The 16730-nt window shown below is 64.5% G+C and carries 15 protein-coding genes; 10 read left to right on the top strand and 5 right to left on the bottom strand.

From position 1 onward, the window contains the following. Positions 1 to 152 precede the first annotated feature (152 nt). The 3 genes from GSQ89_RS35605 to GSQ89_RS35615 all read left to right on the top strand — a co-directional run bounded on the left by GSQ89_RS35605 (position 153) and on the right by GSQ89_RS35615 (position 2775). Positions 153 to 674 (top strand): heme-binding protein, encoded by a 522-nt coding sequence (locus GSQ89_RS35605; RefSeq protein ID WP_158932846.1) that lies wholly within the window; start codon positions 153 to 155, stop codon positions 672 to 674. A 75-nt stretch (positions 675 to 749) separates the two neighbouring features. Then, complete coding sequence (gene gpmI / locus GSQ89_RS35610; RefSeq protein ID WP_158932847.1) at positions 750 to 2282, top strand: 2,3-bisphosphoglycerate-independent phosphoglycerate mutase; 1533 nt, start codon at positions 750 to 752, stop codon at positions 2280 to 2282. Between the two features lie 19 nt (positions 2283 to 2301). Next, positions 2302 to 2775, top strand: coding sequence for a nuclear transport factor 2 family protein (locus GSQ89_RS35615; RefSeq protein ID WP_158932848.1), 474 nt, complete (start codon positions 2302 to 2304; stop codon positions 2773 to 2775). A gap of 13 nt (positions 2776 to 2788) precedes the next feature. Here the strand turns inward: GSQ89_RS35615 and GSQ89_RS35620 are convergent, their stop codons facing one another. Continuing rightward, positions 2789 to 4111: an MFS transporter gene (locus GSQ89_RS35620; RefSeq protein ID WP_158932849.1), complete on the bottom strand. Its 1323-nt coding sequence runs from the start codon at positions 4109 to 4111 to the stop codon at positions 2789 to 2791. Positions 4112 to 4362: 251 nt separating this feature from the next. On the opposite strand from GSQ89_RS35620, the gene argE reads away from it, so the two are divergent. Genes argE through GSQ89_RS35635 form a run of 3 tightly spaced genes read left to right on the top strand, consistent with a single transcriptional unit; the run spans position 4363 to position 7592 of the window. After that, complete coding sequence (gene argE, locus GSQ89_RS35625) at positions 4363 to 5511, top strand: acetylornithine deacetylase (protein WP_254073538.1); 1149 nt, start codon at positions 4363 to 4365, stop codon at positions 5509 to 5511. Between the two features lie 14 nt (positions 5512 to 5525). Next, positions 5526 to 6491 carry a succinylglutamate desuccinylase/aspartoacylase family protein gene (locus GSQ89_RS35630; RefSeq protein ID WP_158932851.1) on the top strand — a complete coding sequence of 322 codons (966 nt, stop codon included), beginning with the start codon at positions 5526 to 5528 and terminating at the stop codon, positions 6489 to 6491. Positions 6492 to 6533: 42 nt separating this feature from the next. Continuing rightward, entirely contained in the window at positions 6534 to 7592 is a 1059-nt protein-coding gene (locus GSQ89_RS35635; RefSeq protein ID WP_158932852.1) for an amidohydrolase family protein, read from the top strand. A 129-nt stretch (positions 7593 to 7721) separates the two neighbouring features. Here GSQ89_RS35635 and GSQ89_RS35640 read toward each other — a convergent pair whose 3' ends face one another. Together GSQ89_RS35640 and GSQ89_RS35645 are read right to left on the bottom strand one after the other, a co-directional pair. Next, positions 7722 to 8561, bottom strand: coding sequence for an aldo/keto reductase (locus GSQ89_RS35640; protein WP_158932853.1), 840 nt, complete (start codon positions 8559 to 8561; stop codon positions 7722 to 7724). Continuing rightward, the gene (locus GSQ89_RS35645; protein ID WP_158932854.1) at positions 8561 to 9589 is read right to left on the bottom strand and encodes a dipeptidase; all 1029 of its coding nucleotides are present in this window, start codon (positions 9587 to 9589) and stop codon (positions 8561 to 8563) included. The genes GSQ89_RS35640 and GSQ89_RS35645 overlap by 1 nt, the downstream gene beginning before the upstream one ends. Before the next feature lie 53 nt (positions 9590 to 9642). Between GSQ89_RS35645 and GSQ89_RS35650 the strand changes: the two genes are divergently transcribed. Beyond that, positions 9643 to 10335: a hypothetical protein gene (locus GSQ89_RS35650; protein WP_158932855.1), complete on the top strand. Its 693-nt coding sequence runs from the start codon at positions 9643 to 9645 to the stop codon at positions 10333 to 10335. A gap of 147 nt (positions 10336 to 10482) precedes the next feature. Here GSQ89_RS35650 and GSQ89_RS35655 read toward each other — a convergent pair whose 3' ends face one another. Beyond that, positions 10483 to 11637, bottom strand: coding sequence for a nicotinate phosphoribosyltransferase (locus tag GSQ89_RS35655; RefSeq protein ID WP_158932856.1), 1155 nt, complete (start codon positions 11635 to 11637; stop codon positions 10483 to 10485). Between the two features lies 1 nt (position 11638). After that, positions 11639 to 13051, bottom strand: coding sequence for a class II 3-deoxy-7-phosphoheptulonate synthase (locus GSQ89_RS35660; RefSeq protein ID WP_158932857.1), 1413 nt, complete (start codon positions 13049 to 13051; stop codon positions 11639 to 11641). A gap of 231 nt (positions 13052 to 13282) precedes the next feature. Here GSQ89_RS35660 and GSQ89_RS35665 point away from each other — a divergent pair, with 231 nt between their 5' ends. The 3 genes from GSQ89_RS35665 to GSQ89_RS35675 are packed head-to-tail and all read left to right on the top strand — an operon-like array spanning position 13283 to position 16708. Beyond that, positions 13283 to 14239 carry a branched-chain amino acid ABC transporter permease gene (locus GSQ89_RS35665; RefSeq protein WP_254073539.1) on the top strand — a complete coding sequence of 319 codons (957 nt, stop codon included), beginning with the start codon at positions 13283 to 13285 and terminating at the stop codon, positions 14237 to 14239. Continuing rightward, a complete protein-coding gene (locus GSQ89_RS35670) occupies positions 14239 to 16005 on the top strand; it encodes an ABC transporter permease subunit (protein WP_158932858.1) in 1767 nt (588 codons plus the stop codon). Before GSQ89_RS35665 ends, GSQ89_RS35670 begins: the two co-directional genes overlap by 1 nt. Then, on the top strand, positions 15998 to 16708 hold the full coding sequence (locus GSQ89_RS35675) for an ABC transporter ATP-binding protein (protein ID WP_158932859.1): 711 nt from the start codon (positions 15998 to 16000) through the stop codon (positions 16706 to 16708). The genes GSQ89_RS35670 and GSQ89_RS35675 overlap by 8 nt, the downstream gene beginning before the upstream one ends. The last annotated feature ends 22 nt before the right edge of the window (positions 16709 to 16730 follow it).

Raw genomic sequence — 16730 nt, forward strand, 5'->3', positions numbered from 1 at the left:
GATTTTGCTCTTCCAGGTTAATATGGGAGACCGCCGCGGCCCACTGGTCAAGGTTTCGGCGCCAAACGGGGTGTATTGCCGGGGAACCGTTTCGGACGTACGACGCCGTCACCGTCATCGAAACGGACGAAACAAACGGGAGGCTTCCACCAATGCGTATCGCCGCCGCAATCATCGCCACGACACTTCTCGCCGTGCCTTTGGCCCATGCCCAGGCCCCCGCGCCTGCCGCGGTGCCGGAGGTCATGCCGTTCGACATTCCATACGGCACGCCGATCAACCTGGACACGGCGCAGAAAGCGATCGCAGCGGCGCAGGCCGAAGCCAAGAAGCACAACTGGAAAATGGCGATCGCCATTCTCGATCCGGCCGGCAACATGGTCGCCGAGGCCACGATGGACGGCACCCAGTATGCGTCGATCGCCATCGCCCAGGGCAAGGCGCGCACCGCCGCGCTGTTCCGCCGGCCCTCCGGCGTGTTCCAGACCGCGGTTAACGGCGGCGGGGCGAACGGCCTCAGCCTGCTGGCGCTCAGCGGCGGCGTCGCCAGCGAGGGCGGATTCCCGATCGTTGTGGACGGCAAGCTCGTGGGCGCGATCGGTTGCAGCGGCGGGATCTTCACCCAAGACGCCGCGACCTGCAAAGGCGGGCTTGCGGAACTCGGGGTGAAATAGTCAGCCCGCTTGTCCGCCGCAACCTTGGGCGCTACGCAACACTTTAAGGTATCAGGCAGACGATAGGGACAGACCATGACGATCCGACCGGTGATGCTGATGATCCTCGACGGCTTCGGCTGGCGTGAGGATAGCGCTGACAACGCCGTCCGCCAGGCGAAAACGCCGACCTTCACCGGTCTGTGGGAATCCGGCCCGCACGCCTTCCTGCGCACCTCCGGCCGCGATGTCGGATTGCCTGACGGCCAGATGGGCAACTCCGAGGTCGGCCACCTGAACATCGGCGCCGGCCGGGTCGTGAAACAAGAACTGGTGCGCATCGGCGATGCGGTGGGCGACGGCAGCATCGCCAAGGCGCCGGCATTCATCGCGCTGACCGAGGCGCTGAAGAAGACCGGCGGCACCTGCCACCTGATCGGCCTGGTGTCGCCCGGCGGCGTGCATTCGCACCAAGACCACGGCGCCGCGCTTGCTGGATATCTGCACAAGGCCGGGTGTAAGACCGTGGTCCACGCCATCACCGACGGGCGCGACACGCCGCCACAATCCGCCGATGAGGACCTGAAACGCCTGCAAGCCGCGCTGCCGAAAGACGTGCCCATCGCCACCGTCATCGGCCGCTACTTCGCCATGGACCGCGACAAGCGCTGGGACCGGGTGTCCCAGGCCTACGCCGCCATAGCCGACGCCAAGGGTGTCCATGCCGCATCCCCCGAAGCGGCCATTCAGGCCGCCTATGCCGCCGGGAAATTCGACGAATTCGTGCCGGCCTCAGTCATCGGCGACTACGCCGGGATGAAGGACGGCGACGCCATCCTGTGCTTCAATTTCCGAGCCGACCGGGTGCGGGAAATCCTGGCCGCCCTGCTGGATCCGGCGTTCGACGGCTTCCCCCGCAAGCATGTGCGGAAATTGACCGCCGCCGTCGGCATGACCCGCTATTCCGACGCACTGGCACCATTCCTCGGCGTACTGTTCGCCCCGGATCATCTGTCCAACATCCTGGGTGAGGTCGTCGCCAACGCCGGCAAAGCCCAACTCCGCATGGCGGAAACCGAAAAATTCCCCCACGTCACCTACTTCCTGAATGGCGGCCGGGAAACTCTCTACGACGGCGAGGACCGCATCATGGTCCCCTCCCCCAAGGTCGCCACCTACGATCTGCAACCGGAAATGTCCGCCCCCGAACTGACCGACAAGGCGGTTGAGGCGATCGACAGCAAGAAATACGACCTGATCGTGCTGAATTTCGCCAATCCCGACATGGTCGGCCACACCGGCGTCCTGTCCGCCGCGATCAAGGCGGTGGAAACCGTGGACACCGGCCTCGGCCGCATCGCCGACGCGGTCAAACGCCAGGGCGGCGCGCTGCTGGTCACCGCCGACCATGGCAATTGCGAGCTGATGAAAGACCCCGAAACCGGCGGTCCACACACCGCCCACACCACCAACCTGGTCCCGGTCGTGCTGATGGGCGGCGGTGCGACTGCGATCCATGATGGTCGCCTCGCCGATCTGGCCCCGACGCTGCTGGCCCTGATGGGCCTGCCCCAGCCAAAAGAAATGACGGGACATTCCATCATCGGCAACGCCGGTACCACAAAGTAACGTCAGGCAGGAGCCACCGATGTCCACAGACCGCCCGCCTTTCCCGCCGTTCACCCTTGAGACCGCACGTCAGAAAGTCCGCGGCGCCGAGGATGGCTGGAACACCCGCAATCCCGAACGCGTGTCCCTGGCCTACACGGAGGACAGCGTCTGGCGGAACCGCAGCGAATTCGTGCGGGGCCGTCCGGCCATCGTCACCTTCCTGACCCGCAAGTGGAACCGGGAACTGGACTACCGTCTGATCAAGGAACTCTGGGCATTTACCGATAATCGCATCGCCGTACGCTTCGCCTACGAATACCACGACGATTCAGGCAACTGGTTCAGAGCGTACGGCAATGAGAACTGGAAGTTCGATGACCACGGACTGATGCGCACCCGCCATGCCAGCATCAACGACCTGCCGATCAACCCCGACGCTCGGTTGTTCCACTGGGATTCCAGCGCGCCCCGGCCGACGGATCATCCGGGGCTAACCGAATTGGGCCTGTGACGCGGCGCACGGTTCATCGCCGAACCGGCGCCAACGCGCCCGCCGACACCGCCCCTCGCGGCATCCACAACGCGCACCCCAACGCGGTCAGCGTCGAAACGAATGCCGCCCCGGCCAGAACATAAAGCCCAGCCTGGAAGCTGCCGGTCGCATCCTTCGCATAGCCCACGGCGATCGGCCCCAGATACCCGGCGAAGTTGCCCAGCGAGTTGATCAGCGCCAACCCAGCCGCCAACGCCGTTCCAGTCAGGAACGTCGAGGGCAGCGGCCAGAACGGCGACTTCATTCCGTAGAATCCGGTCGTCGCCATCGCGAACGCCGCCAGCACCCACAAGCTGTCGTGCAGCATCGCCGCCAGCACCATGCCGATCGTCGAAAGCCCGCAGGTCACCACCAGCGTCCAGTACCGGTCCGTGGCTTTGTCCGACAGATGGCCGCACACCACGATCGCGATGGTTCCGAACACATACGGCACTCCCGTCAGCAATCCGGCCTGCGTGTTCGACACGCCGATCGACTTCAAAATCTGCGGCAGGAACAGCACGGTGCCTACGCCAGCCATACCAATGCCCGCGAAGATCACCGTCAGAACCAGCACCCTCGGGTTGGTCATCGCCGAGAAAACCGAGTGGCTGCGCACCTTTTCGATCGCATGCACTTCCCGCCGCAGCGCGTCGTCCAGCCAGGCTCGCTGTTCAGGCGCCAGCCATTTGGCCTCCGACGGCCGCTCAGTCAGGCAAAACAGGACAGCGACGCCGACCAGCGTGGTGGGTATGCCTTCGCCCACGAACATCCACTGCCAGCCATGCAGGCCCCAGACACCATCCATCTGTAGGAACGCAGTCGAGAGCGGCGCACCGATAGCCGTCGCCAACGGCAGGCCGGTCAGGAACCAGCCGACGACGCGGCCGCGATGTTGCTGCGGGAACCACCGATGGAAATACAGCAACAGCCCCGGAAACAATCCCGCCTCCGCCACACCCAACAGCACGCGGACGACAAAGAAGCTCTTCGGACCGGTCACCAGCGCGGTCGCGGCCGACAGCAACCCCCAGGAAATCATGATGCGCGCGATCCAGAGTCGCGCTCCGACTTTTTCCAGTATGATGTTTGAGGGCACCTCCAGCAGGCAGTAACCCCAGAAGAACGCGCCGGCCGCCAGGCCATAAACATAGGCACTCAGGCCCAGATCGCGGTTCATCGTCAGCGCCGCGAAGCTGACGTTGATGCGATCGACATAGCAAAGAATGTAAAGCAAAAAGCAGAACGGCACCACGCGCAGATAGACTTTGCGAAGTGTTGCTCGTTCCAAAGCCGAGACCTCGGGTGCGTCCATGATCGCCTCCTCCCGCCCGTTATTCTCATGACGATGTCATTCGGGCACCGCCCGAAGCAAGGACTATCGGCACGCCGCACCCGCCCGCACGGCCTCACCGGAATGTGAGGAGCGCCGCTTCCTCCGGCTTTCGCCGCCGGGATCGTCGTTTTCCCGTCCTTTGTGCCCCACTCGACCCCACCCTCGGTTGCCGCCCGCGCGGACCCGTATAAAGTGCAGTTATGGATACCGCCCAAACCGCCGCGCCCCGAATGACCACCGCTGAACTGCTGGAACGGCTGGTGGCCTTCGACACGACGAGCCGCAATTCGAACCTGAAGCTGATCAGCTTTATCCGCGAATATCTCGACGGCCTTGGCGTGGCCTATCGCGTCAGCACCGACGCGGCGGGGCAGAAAGCCAATATCCACGCCATCATCGGCCCACAGACAGCCGGCGGCCTGGCGCTCAGCGGCCACGTCGATACGGTGCCGGTCGACGGCCAAGCCTGGACCGGCGATCCGTTTGCCCTGCGCCGCCGCGACGGCAAACTGTTCGCCCGCGGCAGTTGCGACATGAAGGGCTTCGTCGCCGCCTGCCTGTCCGCCGTGCCGGATTTCCAGGCCCGCGAGCTGGTGCGTCCGCTGCATCTGTTCATCAGCTATGACGAGGAAGTCGGCTGCGGCGGTGCCAAGCGCCTGATCCAGGATCTGGCCGAGTCCGGCCTGCGTCCCGATCTGTGCGTGGTCGGCGAACCCTCCAGCATGAAGCCGATCCTGGCGCACAAGGGCAAACTCAACCTCAACGTGACGGTGCGCGGCCTGCCCGGCCATTCCAGTGAGCCGGCGAAGGGCGTCAACGCCGTCCAGGCCGCCGGCGAGGCGATCGCCTGGGTCGCCCGCGAAGCCCGCCGCCTGGCCGCCGAAGGTCCGTTCGAGGATGGTTTCGATCCGGCCTACACCACCATCCATGTTGGCACGGTCGAAGGCGGCACCATCCTGAACATCATTCCGGAACGGGCGGCGTTCACCATGGAATGGCGGCCGATCCCGGGGGATTCGCCGTATCGTCACCTCGACCGGATGAAAGCGCAGATCGCCGAAACGATCGAGCCGGCAATGAAGGCCGTGCATCCCGACTGCGGTTTCACCTACGAAATCGGACTGGAAATGCCGGGCATGGCGTTGCCGGCGGACCACGCGCTCGCCACCGAGGTAAAGCACGTCGTCGGGTCCAACAGTGCGGGCAAGGTCGCCTATGGCACCGAGGGCGGTTTCTACGAAAATGCCGGCATCCCAACGATCATCTGCGGACCCGGCGACATCGCCCAGGCGCATCAGCCGGACGAGTGGATCGCCGAATCCGAGTTGGAAGCCTGTGACAAATTCATCCGCCGTCTTGCGGATCGGCTGCTAGTCTGATCCAAGATAAGCAAATGGGTTCTCTCAACACCCCTGCCGCGCTGCCGGAATTCAAGGTTCGCATCTGCCGGCCTGATATTTCCCCGTGGGTGGCGGGTAATACGGGCATCACCGGCGTCACGACGCTGGAGTCCGGCTGTCCGGGCCCGCACGTGGCCCTGTTCTCGCTGATGCACGGCAACGAACTCGCCGGTGCGATCGTGCTGGATCGACTGCTGCGCGCCGGCCTGACACCGACAAAGGGAAAATTGTCGTTCGGCTTCCTGAACCTGACCGCGTTCGATCGCTTCGATCCCCAGCGGCCCACCGCGTCACGCTTCATCGATGAAGACATGAATCGAGTCTGGGACGAAACAATCCTGCAAGGCCCCCGCCACTCCATCGAACTCGACCGTGCCAGGGAAATCCGTTCATTTGTCGATACCATCGATGTGCTGCTGGATTTGCACTCCATGCTGTGGCCGTCCGAAGCGCTGATCCTCAGCGGCGCGCCCGCCAAGGGCCGGTCCCTCGCACAGGCGATCGGCACCCCCCCGTTGGTGGTGGCCGATCATGGTCACGTCAACGGCCGGCGCCTGATCGATTTCCCCCGGTTTTCCAGCCCCGAGACCCCCTACGCCGCCTGCCTGGTCGAAGCCGGCCAGCATTGGGAACAAATCACCATCGACACCATAGCGGCGTGCGTGGCCTGCCTGCTGCGGCACCTGGGCATCGTCGGTTCGGACGCGCCGCTGCCACCCGCACCCGCCCCGGCGGTGGCACGCACCGCAACGGTAACGACCGCGGTGACGGCGATGACCTCCAGCTTCGCCTTCGTGCAGACCTACCGGGGGGGCGACATCATCCCCCGCCGCAATACCCTGATCGCGATGGACGGGGACACCGAAATCCGTACACCGCACGACAACTGCCTTCTGGTGATGCCCAGCCTGCGCCCAAGCCGAGGACATACCGCGGTGCGGCTGGGACGGTTCGAGTAAGCCCGCCAACAACCCAAGAAACCATTAAGGGGAGAAACCAAAATGCCCATCATCACCAGCGCCCTGGCCGGCCTCGCATTCGTCGGCTGCGCGATATCCAGCGTGACCCAGCCACCCACCGCACAACCGCGCCGCCGTGAAACCGTGATCAACGGCAAACGAGTCAAGACCATCGACATCCACGCCCATTGCATCGTCCCGGCCGCCGCCGCGCTGATCAACCATCCGCTGGAAGCGCCCGGCTTGCTGATGACCGACACCAGCACCCGCATCGCCGCGATGGATGCGCAAGGCATCGATGTCGAAGCCCTCAGCATCAATCCCTACTGGTACCGAGCCGAACGTGACGTCGCCGCCCAACTGATCAAGACCCAGAACGAAGCACTGGTGGAATTCTGCACCGCCAGCCCCGACCGGTTCGTTGCCTTCGCAACCGCGTCGCTGCAACATCCCGACCTGGCCGCCGAACAAGTCGAACACGCCGTCAAAAAGCTCGGTTTTCGCGGTGTCGGTGTCGCCGGCAGCGTCGCCGGCGAGGAACTCGCCAACCCCCGCTTCCATCCGTTCTGGGCGAAATGCGAGGAACTCGGCGTCCTCGTCTTCATGCATCCGCTCGGCACCCGCGAACTGGAACCCAGCGGCCGACTCGCCGGCAATGGCCTGTTGACCAACACGATCGGCAACCCGCTCGAAACCACCATTGCGCTGTCGCACCTGATTTTCGAAGGCACGCTCGACCGCTTTCCCGGCCTCAAGATTTGTGCCGCACACGGCGGCGGCTTCCTGGCATCCTATGCCAACCGCTCGGACGCGGTCATGCGCACCTTCCCCGACCGGGTCGGCCCATTCCCCAAGAAAAACCCGACCGCCTATCTCAAGGACGGTCAACTCTACTTCGACACGATCGTCTTCACGCCCGAAGCGCTGCGTCACCTCATCGCCGAAACCGGCCCCGGCCAGATCATGCTGGGCACCGACTATCCGTTCCCGTGGACCAGCACCGAAGTCGACCTGATACTCAACACGCCCGGACTGACCGACGATCAGCGCGTCGCCATGCTCGGCGGCACCGCGGCCAAACTGCTGGGCATCGCGTCCTGACCGTTCGAGGAGAAACAACCGCTGCACGGGAGGCACCGCCGCCCAATCCCGTCATGGCGTGCGAAGGCTCCCCATGACGATGAGAGGCTGCGGCGGTCGTCAAACGATTTGGTTATTGTTGCGTCCCGCCTAAAGCAGATCCAACCCGACTTTCCGTGACGGCGGCCGATGCGCCGCATCGATCGCCGTCAAATCCTCTGCTGTCAGCGTAATCTCCCCGGCCGCGGCATTCTCCCGCACATGCGCCAGGTCAGCCGCTTTCGGAATAGAAATGACTTGGCCAGCCCGCATGCCCCAGGCAATCGCGATCTGCGCCGGCGTCGCACCATGCCGCGCGGCCACCGCCTGCAACGCCGACGATCCCAGCAACCGCCGCACATGATGCCCCAGCGGCGAATACGCCATCACCGGAATGGCGTGGGCAGCACACCAGGGCAGCAGATCGAACTCGATACCCCGGCTATCCGGATGATACAGCACCTGGTTGGCCGCGCACGCTGATCCGCCAGGCACCGCGACCAGTTCTTCCATGTCGGCGGTGTCCAGGTTCGACACGCCCCAATACCGGATCTTCCCGGCCGCCTTCAAAGCCTGGAACGCCCCGACCGTCTCCGCCAACGGATGTCCGCCCCGCCAGTGCAGCAGATACAGATCGATCCGATCCGTCGCCAGCCGCTTCAAGCTCCGCTCGCAGGCCGCTACGGTCCCCGCAAGCGAAGCATTCTGCGGCAGCACCTTGCTGACGATGAACACGCGATCCCGAATGCCCCGAACCGCCTGCGCGACAACCTGCTCCGCCCCGCCGGACGCATACATCTCCGCCGTGTCGAGCAGCGTCATCCCCAGGTCGACACCCAGCCGCAGCGCATCGGCTTCCTTAGCTGCCTCGCCACGCCGCTCACCCATATACCAGGTCCCCTGCCCAAGCGCGGGAACCGTCTCACCCCCTGGCAGTGCAACCGTTCGCATCACTGTGCCAACCCCTCCGCCACCCGCATCACCCGGAGGAAATTACCCCCCCACAACTTCTCCAGCGCCCCACGGTCATAGCCGCGCCGCACCAGTTCGATCGTGATGTTCGGACACTGACTGGCATCATGCCAGTCGGAGAACCCACCGCCGCCGTCGAAATCCGATGAAATCCCGACATGGTCGATTCCAATCCGCTTCACCGCGTAGTCGATATGATCGGCAAAGTCGGAAACGGTTACTTCCTCCGGCTTGGCGTTCGGCTTCACGAACGCGGCCACGGCGGTGATCTGGATCACCCCGCGCACGTCCCGGATCACATCCAACTGCCAGTCCGTCATGTTGCGGGAATGATCGCACAACGCACTGACACAAGAATGTGTCGAAACGATCGGCGACCGGGACTCCTCCGCCGCCTGCACCATCGTGTCGCGAGACGTATGCGCCACATCCACCAGCATGCCGACCCGGTTCATCGCCGCCACCGCCGCCCGCCCCAACGCCGACAGCCCCCCGTGCTCGGTTTCCCGATCCCCCAGGTCACGCCGAGGGTTGCAGGAATCCGCCAGCGCGTTATGGCCATTATGCGTCATGGTCATGTAAACTGCCCCGCGCGCGCGAAATTCGGCGATGCGCGACAAATCCGCCCCCACCGCAAACCCGTTCTCGACACAGGGCACGATGGCCAGCACCCCGTCCCGCTTCGCCGCCACGATCGCATCGGCTCGGGTCGTGACCCGCATCGGGATCTGGGACGGCATACGCTCCATCCCGCCGATTTGGTCCAGCATCGCCGCCGCGCGCAGATAGGCCGCGTCTTCGGACGCCGGGGAGCGGACAACTTGCGGCACATACGCCACAAAACAGGCAGCACTCAGGCCACCGCGAATCATCTTTGGCAAATCGACCCGCCGTGGACCATCCTGGAACGGGTCCGGACCCGTCGGCCAGGGAATATCGATATGCGTATCCAGCGTCACGATGGTCCGGTGGATCGAGAGTGCGTCAGGCTGTATGGCGTCGTTCATACCCACACGCTCGCAGATAAACGAGCATCACGAAAGAGGCGCGCAAGGACAAAATGAGGACAACATCCGCTTTGCTGCTTGGATTGCTGGTCTGCATCGGAACCGCACGAGCCGCGCCGCCACCGCATATCGGTAGTTGGGTACTGACCTGTTCAGCCACGTCCATCTGCCGGTTGCGGGCCGAAAAGCGGTTTGTCGACAAGGACGGGGTCACTGTGGAGCTGGACGTGCTGTCGGATAGGACAGCGCTGGTGCCGGTACTGGCGCTGCGTGGACTGCCGGCCCAGGCCGTAATGATGGCCTCGGCGATGGGGACGGTGGGGGCATGGATCCAATTGGACGGCGGTGTTCGACGGGCGCTGGAATGTGCGCCGAATCTGGACGGGTATTTCTGCACGCCGCGCGGTGACGCGGCTCGAGCGCTCGCGGCGGGACTGCCAACCGCGCGAACGATGACCGCTCGGGTGGAGGCGACTGTCACCGGAATGAAACCGCTACCGGTAGAGCAGAAAACTCTGGCGCTGGTGGACACGCGGCAGGCGCTGGCAACGCTGGCCGCGGCGGGAGCGGAGCCGGTACCCGATGCGCGGGTAGCGGCGGCCTCACGGTTGCTACCGCGGACATCCCCCAGCACGCTGGCGGCGATGGCGGACACGGCACTGAAGGCCGCTGGCTACCGCGACGGCCTGGGCGACCTGCCAGCGCTGATGTCGAAGTACAGGAACAGTAATACGAACCCGCGTTGAGGCCGATTCTTGCTTCGCCACCTAATTCGCCAGCCCCCTTAATTCGTCATGGCCCGGCGAAGTCCGGGCCATCCGCCCCAGTAACGAACTGAACCAGATGGCCCAAGACCAGGCTGATGTGTCAACATCAACAACCACCTGTACAATTCAATGTCCGTTGCGTTTCCGTGCCCCATTCTTCCGCAACAGAAACTCCCGCCCGATCTTCACCATCGGTACCCCGTCATATTCCACGATATCCGCCGTGGCGTACGTTTCATGCCACGAGTCCGGAATAAAACTCCCCGTCCCCACAACATCGATCGGCGCCTTCGCATCCGCCATCACTCGGCACTTCTCCACGCCAAACCCCGACGAGGCGACAATCCGAACCTTCGGATACCCAGCCTGGTCCAGCGCCTCCCGCATCCGCCAGATCGCCGCGGCGGAGACCCCGGTTCCCACCAGCGCGCGCAATTCCGAATCACTGCGGTACCGCCGGATCGCCCCTGGTGCGTAACGTTCCAGCACCGCGTAGCTTTCCGCCGGATCCAGCCCCTCCAGGAACCGCCCGCCATGCGTGTCCAGCCGGAACGCCATGTCCCCGGCCGCCGACACGTCCGGGAACCGGGCGCAGACCGCCAATGCGTCGGTGATTTCGCGTCCAAAATAATCCACCAGCACCGTCATCGGCTCATTCGGATACGTCTCCCGGAACATCTCGGCCGCCCGCACCGTCGAGCCGGCATAGCCGATCAACGAATGCGGCATCGTCCCGAATCCCTTGGACGCGCCGAACCAATGCGCGGTGCCATCGTTGGCGTTGCCGATGAAGCCCTTCGCCCCCTCCTGCCTGGCCGCCGCGCTGCCGACGGACGCGGCATACGCCATCATGTCCTGCATCTCGGCCCCCGCGCAGTGCCTGGCCTCCATCGCCATGAAGGCAACCCCGGGCAACGACAGCGCCATCTGGTAGGCATTGTGCGCAGCGACGCAGACCGGTCCGATCTTCTGCAACAAGATGGTTTCGAGATCAGACAGTTGCACCAGGCTGCCGGTCAGATACACGATCGGCTCACCGGCACCGACCCAGTCGCCTTCCTGGTAGATCAGATCGACATCAATCTCGGTGCCGCGCCGGTCGGCCGCCGTCTTCAGCCAGTCCAGCATCAGCCTTGGCGCGCAGATCACCGGCCGGCGCAGGAACAGCGCATAGGTAACCCGCTTGTCGCCGAAACGCGCAACGATTTCTTTGGTGCGGTTGAAGTAACTGTCGGTCCTGGCGGTTATATCCGCCCCCAGGTCCTCATCCCGCTTGCTCACGTCACTGGGCCGCGAGCGCCGGCGCCGAGGGCGGCAGGCGGCGCCGCTTCAATTCCTCGGCCACCAGGAAGGCCAGTTCCAGCGACTGTTCCGCATTCAGCCTGGGATCGCAGAACGTCTCATACCGCGAACCCAGATCGGCCTCGGACAACCGGTGCGCCCCGCCGATGCACTCGGTCACGTCCTGACCCGTCATCTCCACATGCACGCCACCAGCCCAGGTGCCCTCCGCCGCATGGATGTCGAAGAAACCACGCACCTCCTGCAGGATGGAATCGAAGTTCCGCGTCTTTACCTTGGACGAGGTGCTGATCGTGTTGCCGTGCATCGGATCGGACAGCCAGACCACCTTGTGGCCGGACCGTTGCACCGCCCGCACCAGCGGGGTCAGCTTCGACCCCACCTTGTCGGCACCCATGCGGCTGATCAGCGTGATCCGGCCGGCCTCATTTGCCGGATTGAGAATATCCAGCAGCCGCAGCAGGTCGTCGGGTTCCTGCGTCGGCCCGACCTTCATCCCCAGCGGGTTCTGCAGGCCACGCAGGAATTCGACATGCGCGCCCTCCGCCTGGCGCGTGCGGTCGCCGATCCACAGGAAATGCGCCGAACAGCCATACCAGTCGCCGGTCGTGGAATCGACCCGAGCCAACGCCTGCTCATAGGGCAGCAGCAGCGCTTCGTGGCTGATGTAGAAATCGGTCTCCCGCAGGTCGCGCGTGGTGGTGCTGGTCATGCCGCACGCCGCCATGAACGACAGCGTCTCATCGATCCGCGACGCCAGGTCCTGGTATCGCTCCACCAGCGGCGAGCGCTCGACGAAATCCAGGTTCCACCGATGCACCTCGTGCAAATCGGCATAGCCACCCGACGAGAACGCACGGAGCAGGTTCAACGTGCTGGCCGACTGGAAATAGCCGAATTCCATCCGCGCCGGGTCGGGAATTCGGGAAACCTCGGAAAATTCCGGCCCATTGATGATATCGCCCCGATAGCTTGGCAGCGTCACATCCCCCTGAGTCTCGGTGTCGGACGAACGCGGCTTGGCGAATTGCCCCGCCATGCGGCCGATCTTCACCACCGGCAAGGACGCGCCGAACGTCAGCACCACCGCCATCTGCAACAACACGCGGAACGTGTCGCGGATGATGTTGGCGGTGAAGTCGGAAAAACTCTCGGCGCAGTCGCCGCCTTGCAGCACGAACGCCTTGCCCTCGGCGGCCAGCGCCAGATGCGCCTTCAGCCGGCGAGCCTCGCCGGCGAAAACCAGCGGCGGATACTTGCCCAAACGGGCTTCCATGTCCCGCAGCTTCGCCACGTCAGGATAGGTCGGAACCTGGCGAATGGGGCAATCGCGCCAGGAATCCGGGTTCCACGGACGCGGGGATGCGGCTGCAGCGGGCGATGTTGTCGGCATAAACGGTCTCCTCAACCTGCTTTATGTCGCCAAACCGTCCAAATGGCTACTGCCGCCGGAGGCCACCAGCCCCTGCCCGGGCCACGGGCACCACCAAATGTCGTAATCATCATGATGCATGATGCCTAATTCCTCACGGTCGCTTGAGCATGCGATGGGTACCCGGTATGACACCCCCCGAAACACAAGCAGCCCCCAACGGGCGGCCGGCCCGGAGGCAGCGGAAACCAAGTGGACCTCGAGATTCTGATCGAGAACGTGCTGAACGCGCTCGCCGCGGGCATCACCATCGGCTGTATCTACGGACTGATGTGCATCGGCCTCGGGCTGATTTTCGGTATTATGCGCATCGTCAATTTTGCTCAAGGTGAATTGCTGATGCTGGGGATGTTCTCCAGCCTCTACCTCGTCACCGGCGCCGGCGCGCTGGCGTTCCTCGGCCCCTATATCGGCCCGTTCGTGGGGGCCCTGCTCGCCGGCCCGATCGTATTCGCCTTCGGTGCGCTGCTGCACAAATTTCTCATCGCCCGCGTATCCGGCCTGCGCACCGCCGGCTCCATTGACGACGGCCATTTCGGCCAATTGGTCGTCACCCTGGGGATCTCGCTGATCCTGCAAAACGGCGGCCTGATCCTGTTTGGATCCAGCCCGGCCACAGTGCGCACCCCGCTCGCCTCCAGCGCGATCGAGATCGGTCCCATCTATGGCGACGCCACCGTCTTCCTGAACAAGGCGAGGCTGATCGCGTGTGCGGTCGCCATCATCATCGCCGTGTCGCTGTATCTGGTGCTGGAATACACGCGGATGGGCAAAGCGCTGCGCGCCGCGGCCGATAATCCCACCGCCGCCACCTACATGGGCATCGACACCGACAAGACCTATCGCCTTGCCTTCGCACTCGGCTGCGGCATCACCGCCATCGCCGGCGGCCTGATGGCGACCTACCTGTCGTTCGGGCCGTTCATCGGTCTCGATTACGTCATCATCATGTATTCCGGCGTGGTGCTGGGCGGCATGGGCAGTATCCTCGGCGCCTTCTGGGGCGGCCTGACCGTCGGTTTCGTCCAGCAGTGTTCGGCCCTGGTGCTGCCACCGCAGCTGCAGAACGCCGCGATCTTCGTCGTCTTCCTGCTGATCATCCTGCTGCGCCCGCAAGGCCTGTTCGGCCGTTCGGCGGAGCGCGCGTAATGAGGTATGGCTCTGCCCCAAGGCTGAAAAAGGACCTTGTGACCCTGGCGATCGTATCGGTCGCCTATCTCGCGGCCGCCACGTTCGTCACCAACAGCTACTATCAGTTGATCATGGCCCTGGTGCCGATCTGGGCACTCTTCAGTCTGTCCTGGAACATCCTGTCCGGCTATGGCGGGCAATTGTCGTTCGGACACGCATCGTTCTTCGGCATCGGCGCCTACGTCGTGACCCTGGCGTTGGTTTTCTGGAACCTGACGCCCTGGCTGGGCATTCCGCTCGGCATGATCGTGGCAGGCTTCGCCGCGGTGCTGATCGGATTGCCGACATTCCGCCTGCGAGGCCACTATTTCGCGCTGTCGATGCTCGCCTACCCGCTGGCGATCCTCTACTTCCTGCAATATCTCGGTTTCCAGGAAATGTCGCTGCCGATGCACCGGGAACACCCGGCCGCATTCCTGGAATTCACCGATCCCCGGCTTTACACCGTCGTCTCGGTCGGCTTGCTGATCATCGGCATCTTCATCTGCATGCTGGTGGAAAATTCCCGGTTCGGCCTGGCCCTGCTGGCGATCCGCCAGAACGAACTGGCAGCCGAGGCGGCCGGCATCAACACCCGCCTATGGAAAATGCGGGCGCTGGTGGTGTCCGGCATGATCGCCGCCGCGGCCGGCGGCTTCTATGCCTGCGTGCTGCTGGTGGTGACGCCTGATTCCGTGTTCGGCATGCTGGTGTCCGCCCAGCCCGTCGTGCTGACACTGTTCGGCGGCGTCGCCTCGGTCTGGGGTCCGGTGATCGGCGCCGCGATCCTGGTCCCGCTGGCCGAATCCCTGAATGTGGAGCTGGGGAATATCCTGCCGGGCATCCAGGGCGTGGTATACGGCGTCGCGATCATCGCCATCATGCTGGCCGCGCCCGACGGCCTGTTCTGGACCATCCGAGACCGTTTCTTCCGCCCCAAGCCCGCCGCGCCGCTGCCGGTCTCCCTGGCCGCCGCCGCGCCAGCCCCCGACAAGCCACCCGCCGCCGGGTCCCTGCTGCTGAAAGTCGAGGGCCTGTCCCGAGCCTTCGGCGGCCTGCGCGCGGTCAGTGATGTCAGTTTCGAGGTCCATGCCGGCGAAATCCTTGGCATCATCGGCCCCAACGGCGCCGGCAAGACCACGCTGTTCAACCTGCTGAGCGGCGTGCTCTCGGCCGACGAAGGCACCGCTGTCCTGAGCGGCGAATCGATGCTGGGGCGAAAAGTCCACCAGGTCTGCCGCATGGGCGTCGGCCGCACCTTCCAGGTCGTGCGCAGCTTTCCGCGCCTGCCGCTGCTGGACAACGTGATCGTCGGTGCCTACGGCGCCGGCCTGAGCGACCACGACGCCATCGCTTGCGCCGCACGCGCACTGGATCGCGTCGGACTGACGGCCCAGGCCGGCATCGCCGCCGGGCAACTGACCAACAAGCAGCTTCGCCTGATGGAACTGGCCCGAGCGCTGGCGAGTTCTCCGAAACTGCTGCTGCTCGATGAGACCCTGGCCGGTCTCGGCCGCGACGAATGCGACGATGTGCTCGATGTCCTGCAACGCCTGCGCACCGAGGGCACCACCGTCGTCATCATCGAGCATACCATGCACGCAATGATGCGGATCGCCGATCGCTTCGTCGTGCTGGACCATGGCCGCGTTCTGGCCAGCGGCCTGCCGCGCGACGTCGTGGAGGATCGCACCGTCATCGAGGCCTACCTCGGCAAGAAATGGGCGGCGAAACAAGATGCTTGAGGTCACTAATCTGTCAGTCTCCTACGGCGGCCTGCGCGCGCTGACCGACGTCACGCTGTCGGTCAAGGAAGGCCAGTTCGTCACCGTCGTTGGCCCGAACGGCGCCGGCAAATCGACGCTGTTCAAGACGATCTCGGGCATCGTTCCGCCCGCGGCCGGCCAGATCACCTTCATGGGCACCAGCCTCTTCGGGCTGCCCCCCGCGAAGCGCGCGCATCTCGGGATCGCCCATGTTCCGGAGGGCCGTCAGGTGTTCAAAACCCTGACCGTGCTGGAAAACCTCGAAATGGGTGCCTATCCGAAGGCCGGACGCGAGGCCTGGCATCACACGCTGGACCGCATCCACACGCTGTTTCCCATCTTGTCCGAACGCGCCGGGCAGCTTGCCGGCACGCTGTCGGGCGGGGAGCAGCAGATGGTCGCCATCGGCCGCGGCCTGGCCTGCGCGCCACGGCTGCTGATGCTGGACGAACCGTCGATGGGCCTCGCCCCCGCCGTCGCCGACACGATCTTCGAACGCGTATCGCAGATCCACCGGGAAGACGGCGTCACCATCCTGCTGGTCGAACAGCGCGTCGCGGAGGCACTGGAACTGTCCGACCACGGCTACGTGCTGGAGACCGGCCACATGGTGCTGGACGGACCGTATGAGACGCTGCTGCAGGACGACCGTGTCCGCAAATCCTATCTGGGCCTGAGCTGACCGTCCTATGAGACACCACAAG

The sequence above is a fragment of the Acidisphaera sp. S103 genome, assembly GCF_009765975.1.
GTDB lineage: Bacteria > Pseudomonadota > Alphaproteobacteria > Acetobacterales > Acetobacteraceae > Rhodopila.

What these genes read in the sequence shown, in the direction of transcription:
- argE (WP_254073538.1), top strand. Translation starts at nt 4,363, where the DNA reads ATGACCACCGCTGAACTGCTGGAACGGCTGGTGGCCTTCGACACGACG.
- GSQ89_RS35615 (WP_158932848.1), top strand. Translation starts at nt 2,302, where the DNA reads ATGTCCACAGACCGCCCGCCTTTCCCGCCGTTCACCCTTGAGACCGCA.
- GSQ89_RS35660 (WP_158932857.1), bottom strand. Translation starts at nt 13,051, where the DNA reads ATGCCGACAACATCGCCCGCTGCAGCCGCATCCCCGCGTCCGTGGAAC.
- GSQ89_RS35620 (WP_158932849.1), bottom strand. Translation starts at nt 4,111, where the DNA reads ATGGACGCACCCGAGGTCTCGGCTTTGGAACGAGCAACACTTCGCAAA.
- GSQ89_RS35635 (WP_158932852.1), top strand. Translation starts at nt 6,534, where the DNA reads ATGCCCATCATCACCAGCGCCCTGGCCGGCCTCGCATTCGTCGGCTGC.
- GSQ89_RS35605 (WP_158932846.1), top strand. Translation starts at nt 153, where the DNA reads ATGCGTATCGCCGCCGCAATCATCGCCACGACACTTCTCGCCGTGCCT.
- gpmI (WP_158932847.1), top strand. Translation starts at nt 750, where the DNA reads ATGACGATCCGACCGGTGATGCTGATGATCCTCGACGGCTTCGGCTGG.
- GSQ89_RS35670 (WP_158932858.1), top strand. Translation starts at nt 14,239, where the DNA reads ATGAGGTATGGCTCTGCCCCAAGGCTGAAAAAGGACCTTGTGACCCTG.
- GSQ89_RS35640 (WP_158932853.1), bottom strand. Translation starts at nt 8,561, where the DNA reads ATGCGAACGGTTGCACTGCCAGGGGGTGAGACGGTTCCCGCGCTTGGG.
- GSQ89_RS35645 (WP_158932854.1), bottom strand. Translation starts at nt 9,589, where the DNA reads ATGAACGACGCCATACAGCCTGACGCACTCTCGATCCACCGGACCATC.
- GSQ89_RS35630 (WP_158932851.1), top strand. Translation starts at nt 5,526, where the DNA reads ATGGGTTCTCTCAACACCCCTGCCGCGCTGCCGGAATTCAAGGTTCGC.
- GSQ89_RS35650 (WP_158932855.1), top strand. Translation starts at nt 9,643, where the DNA reads ATGAGGACAACATCCGCTTTGCTGCTTGGATTGCTGGTCTGCATCGGA.
- GSQ89_RS35675 (WP_158932859.1), top strand. Translation starts at nt 15,998, where the DNA reads ATGCTTGAGGTCACTAATCTGTCAGTCTCCTACGGCGGCCTGCGCGCG.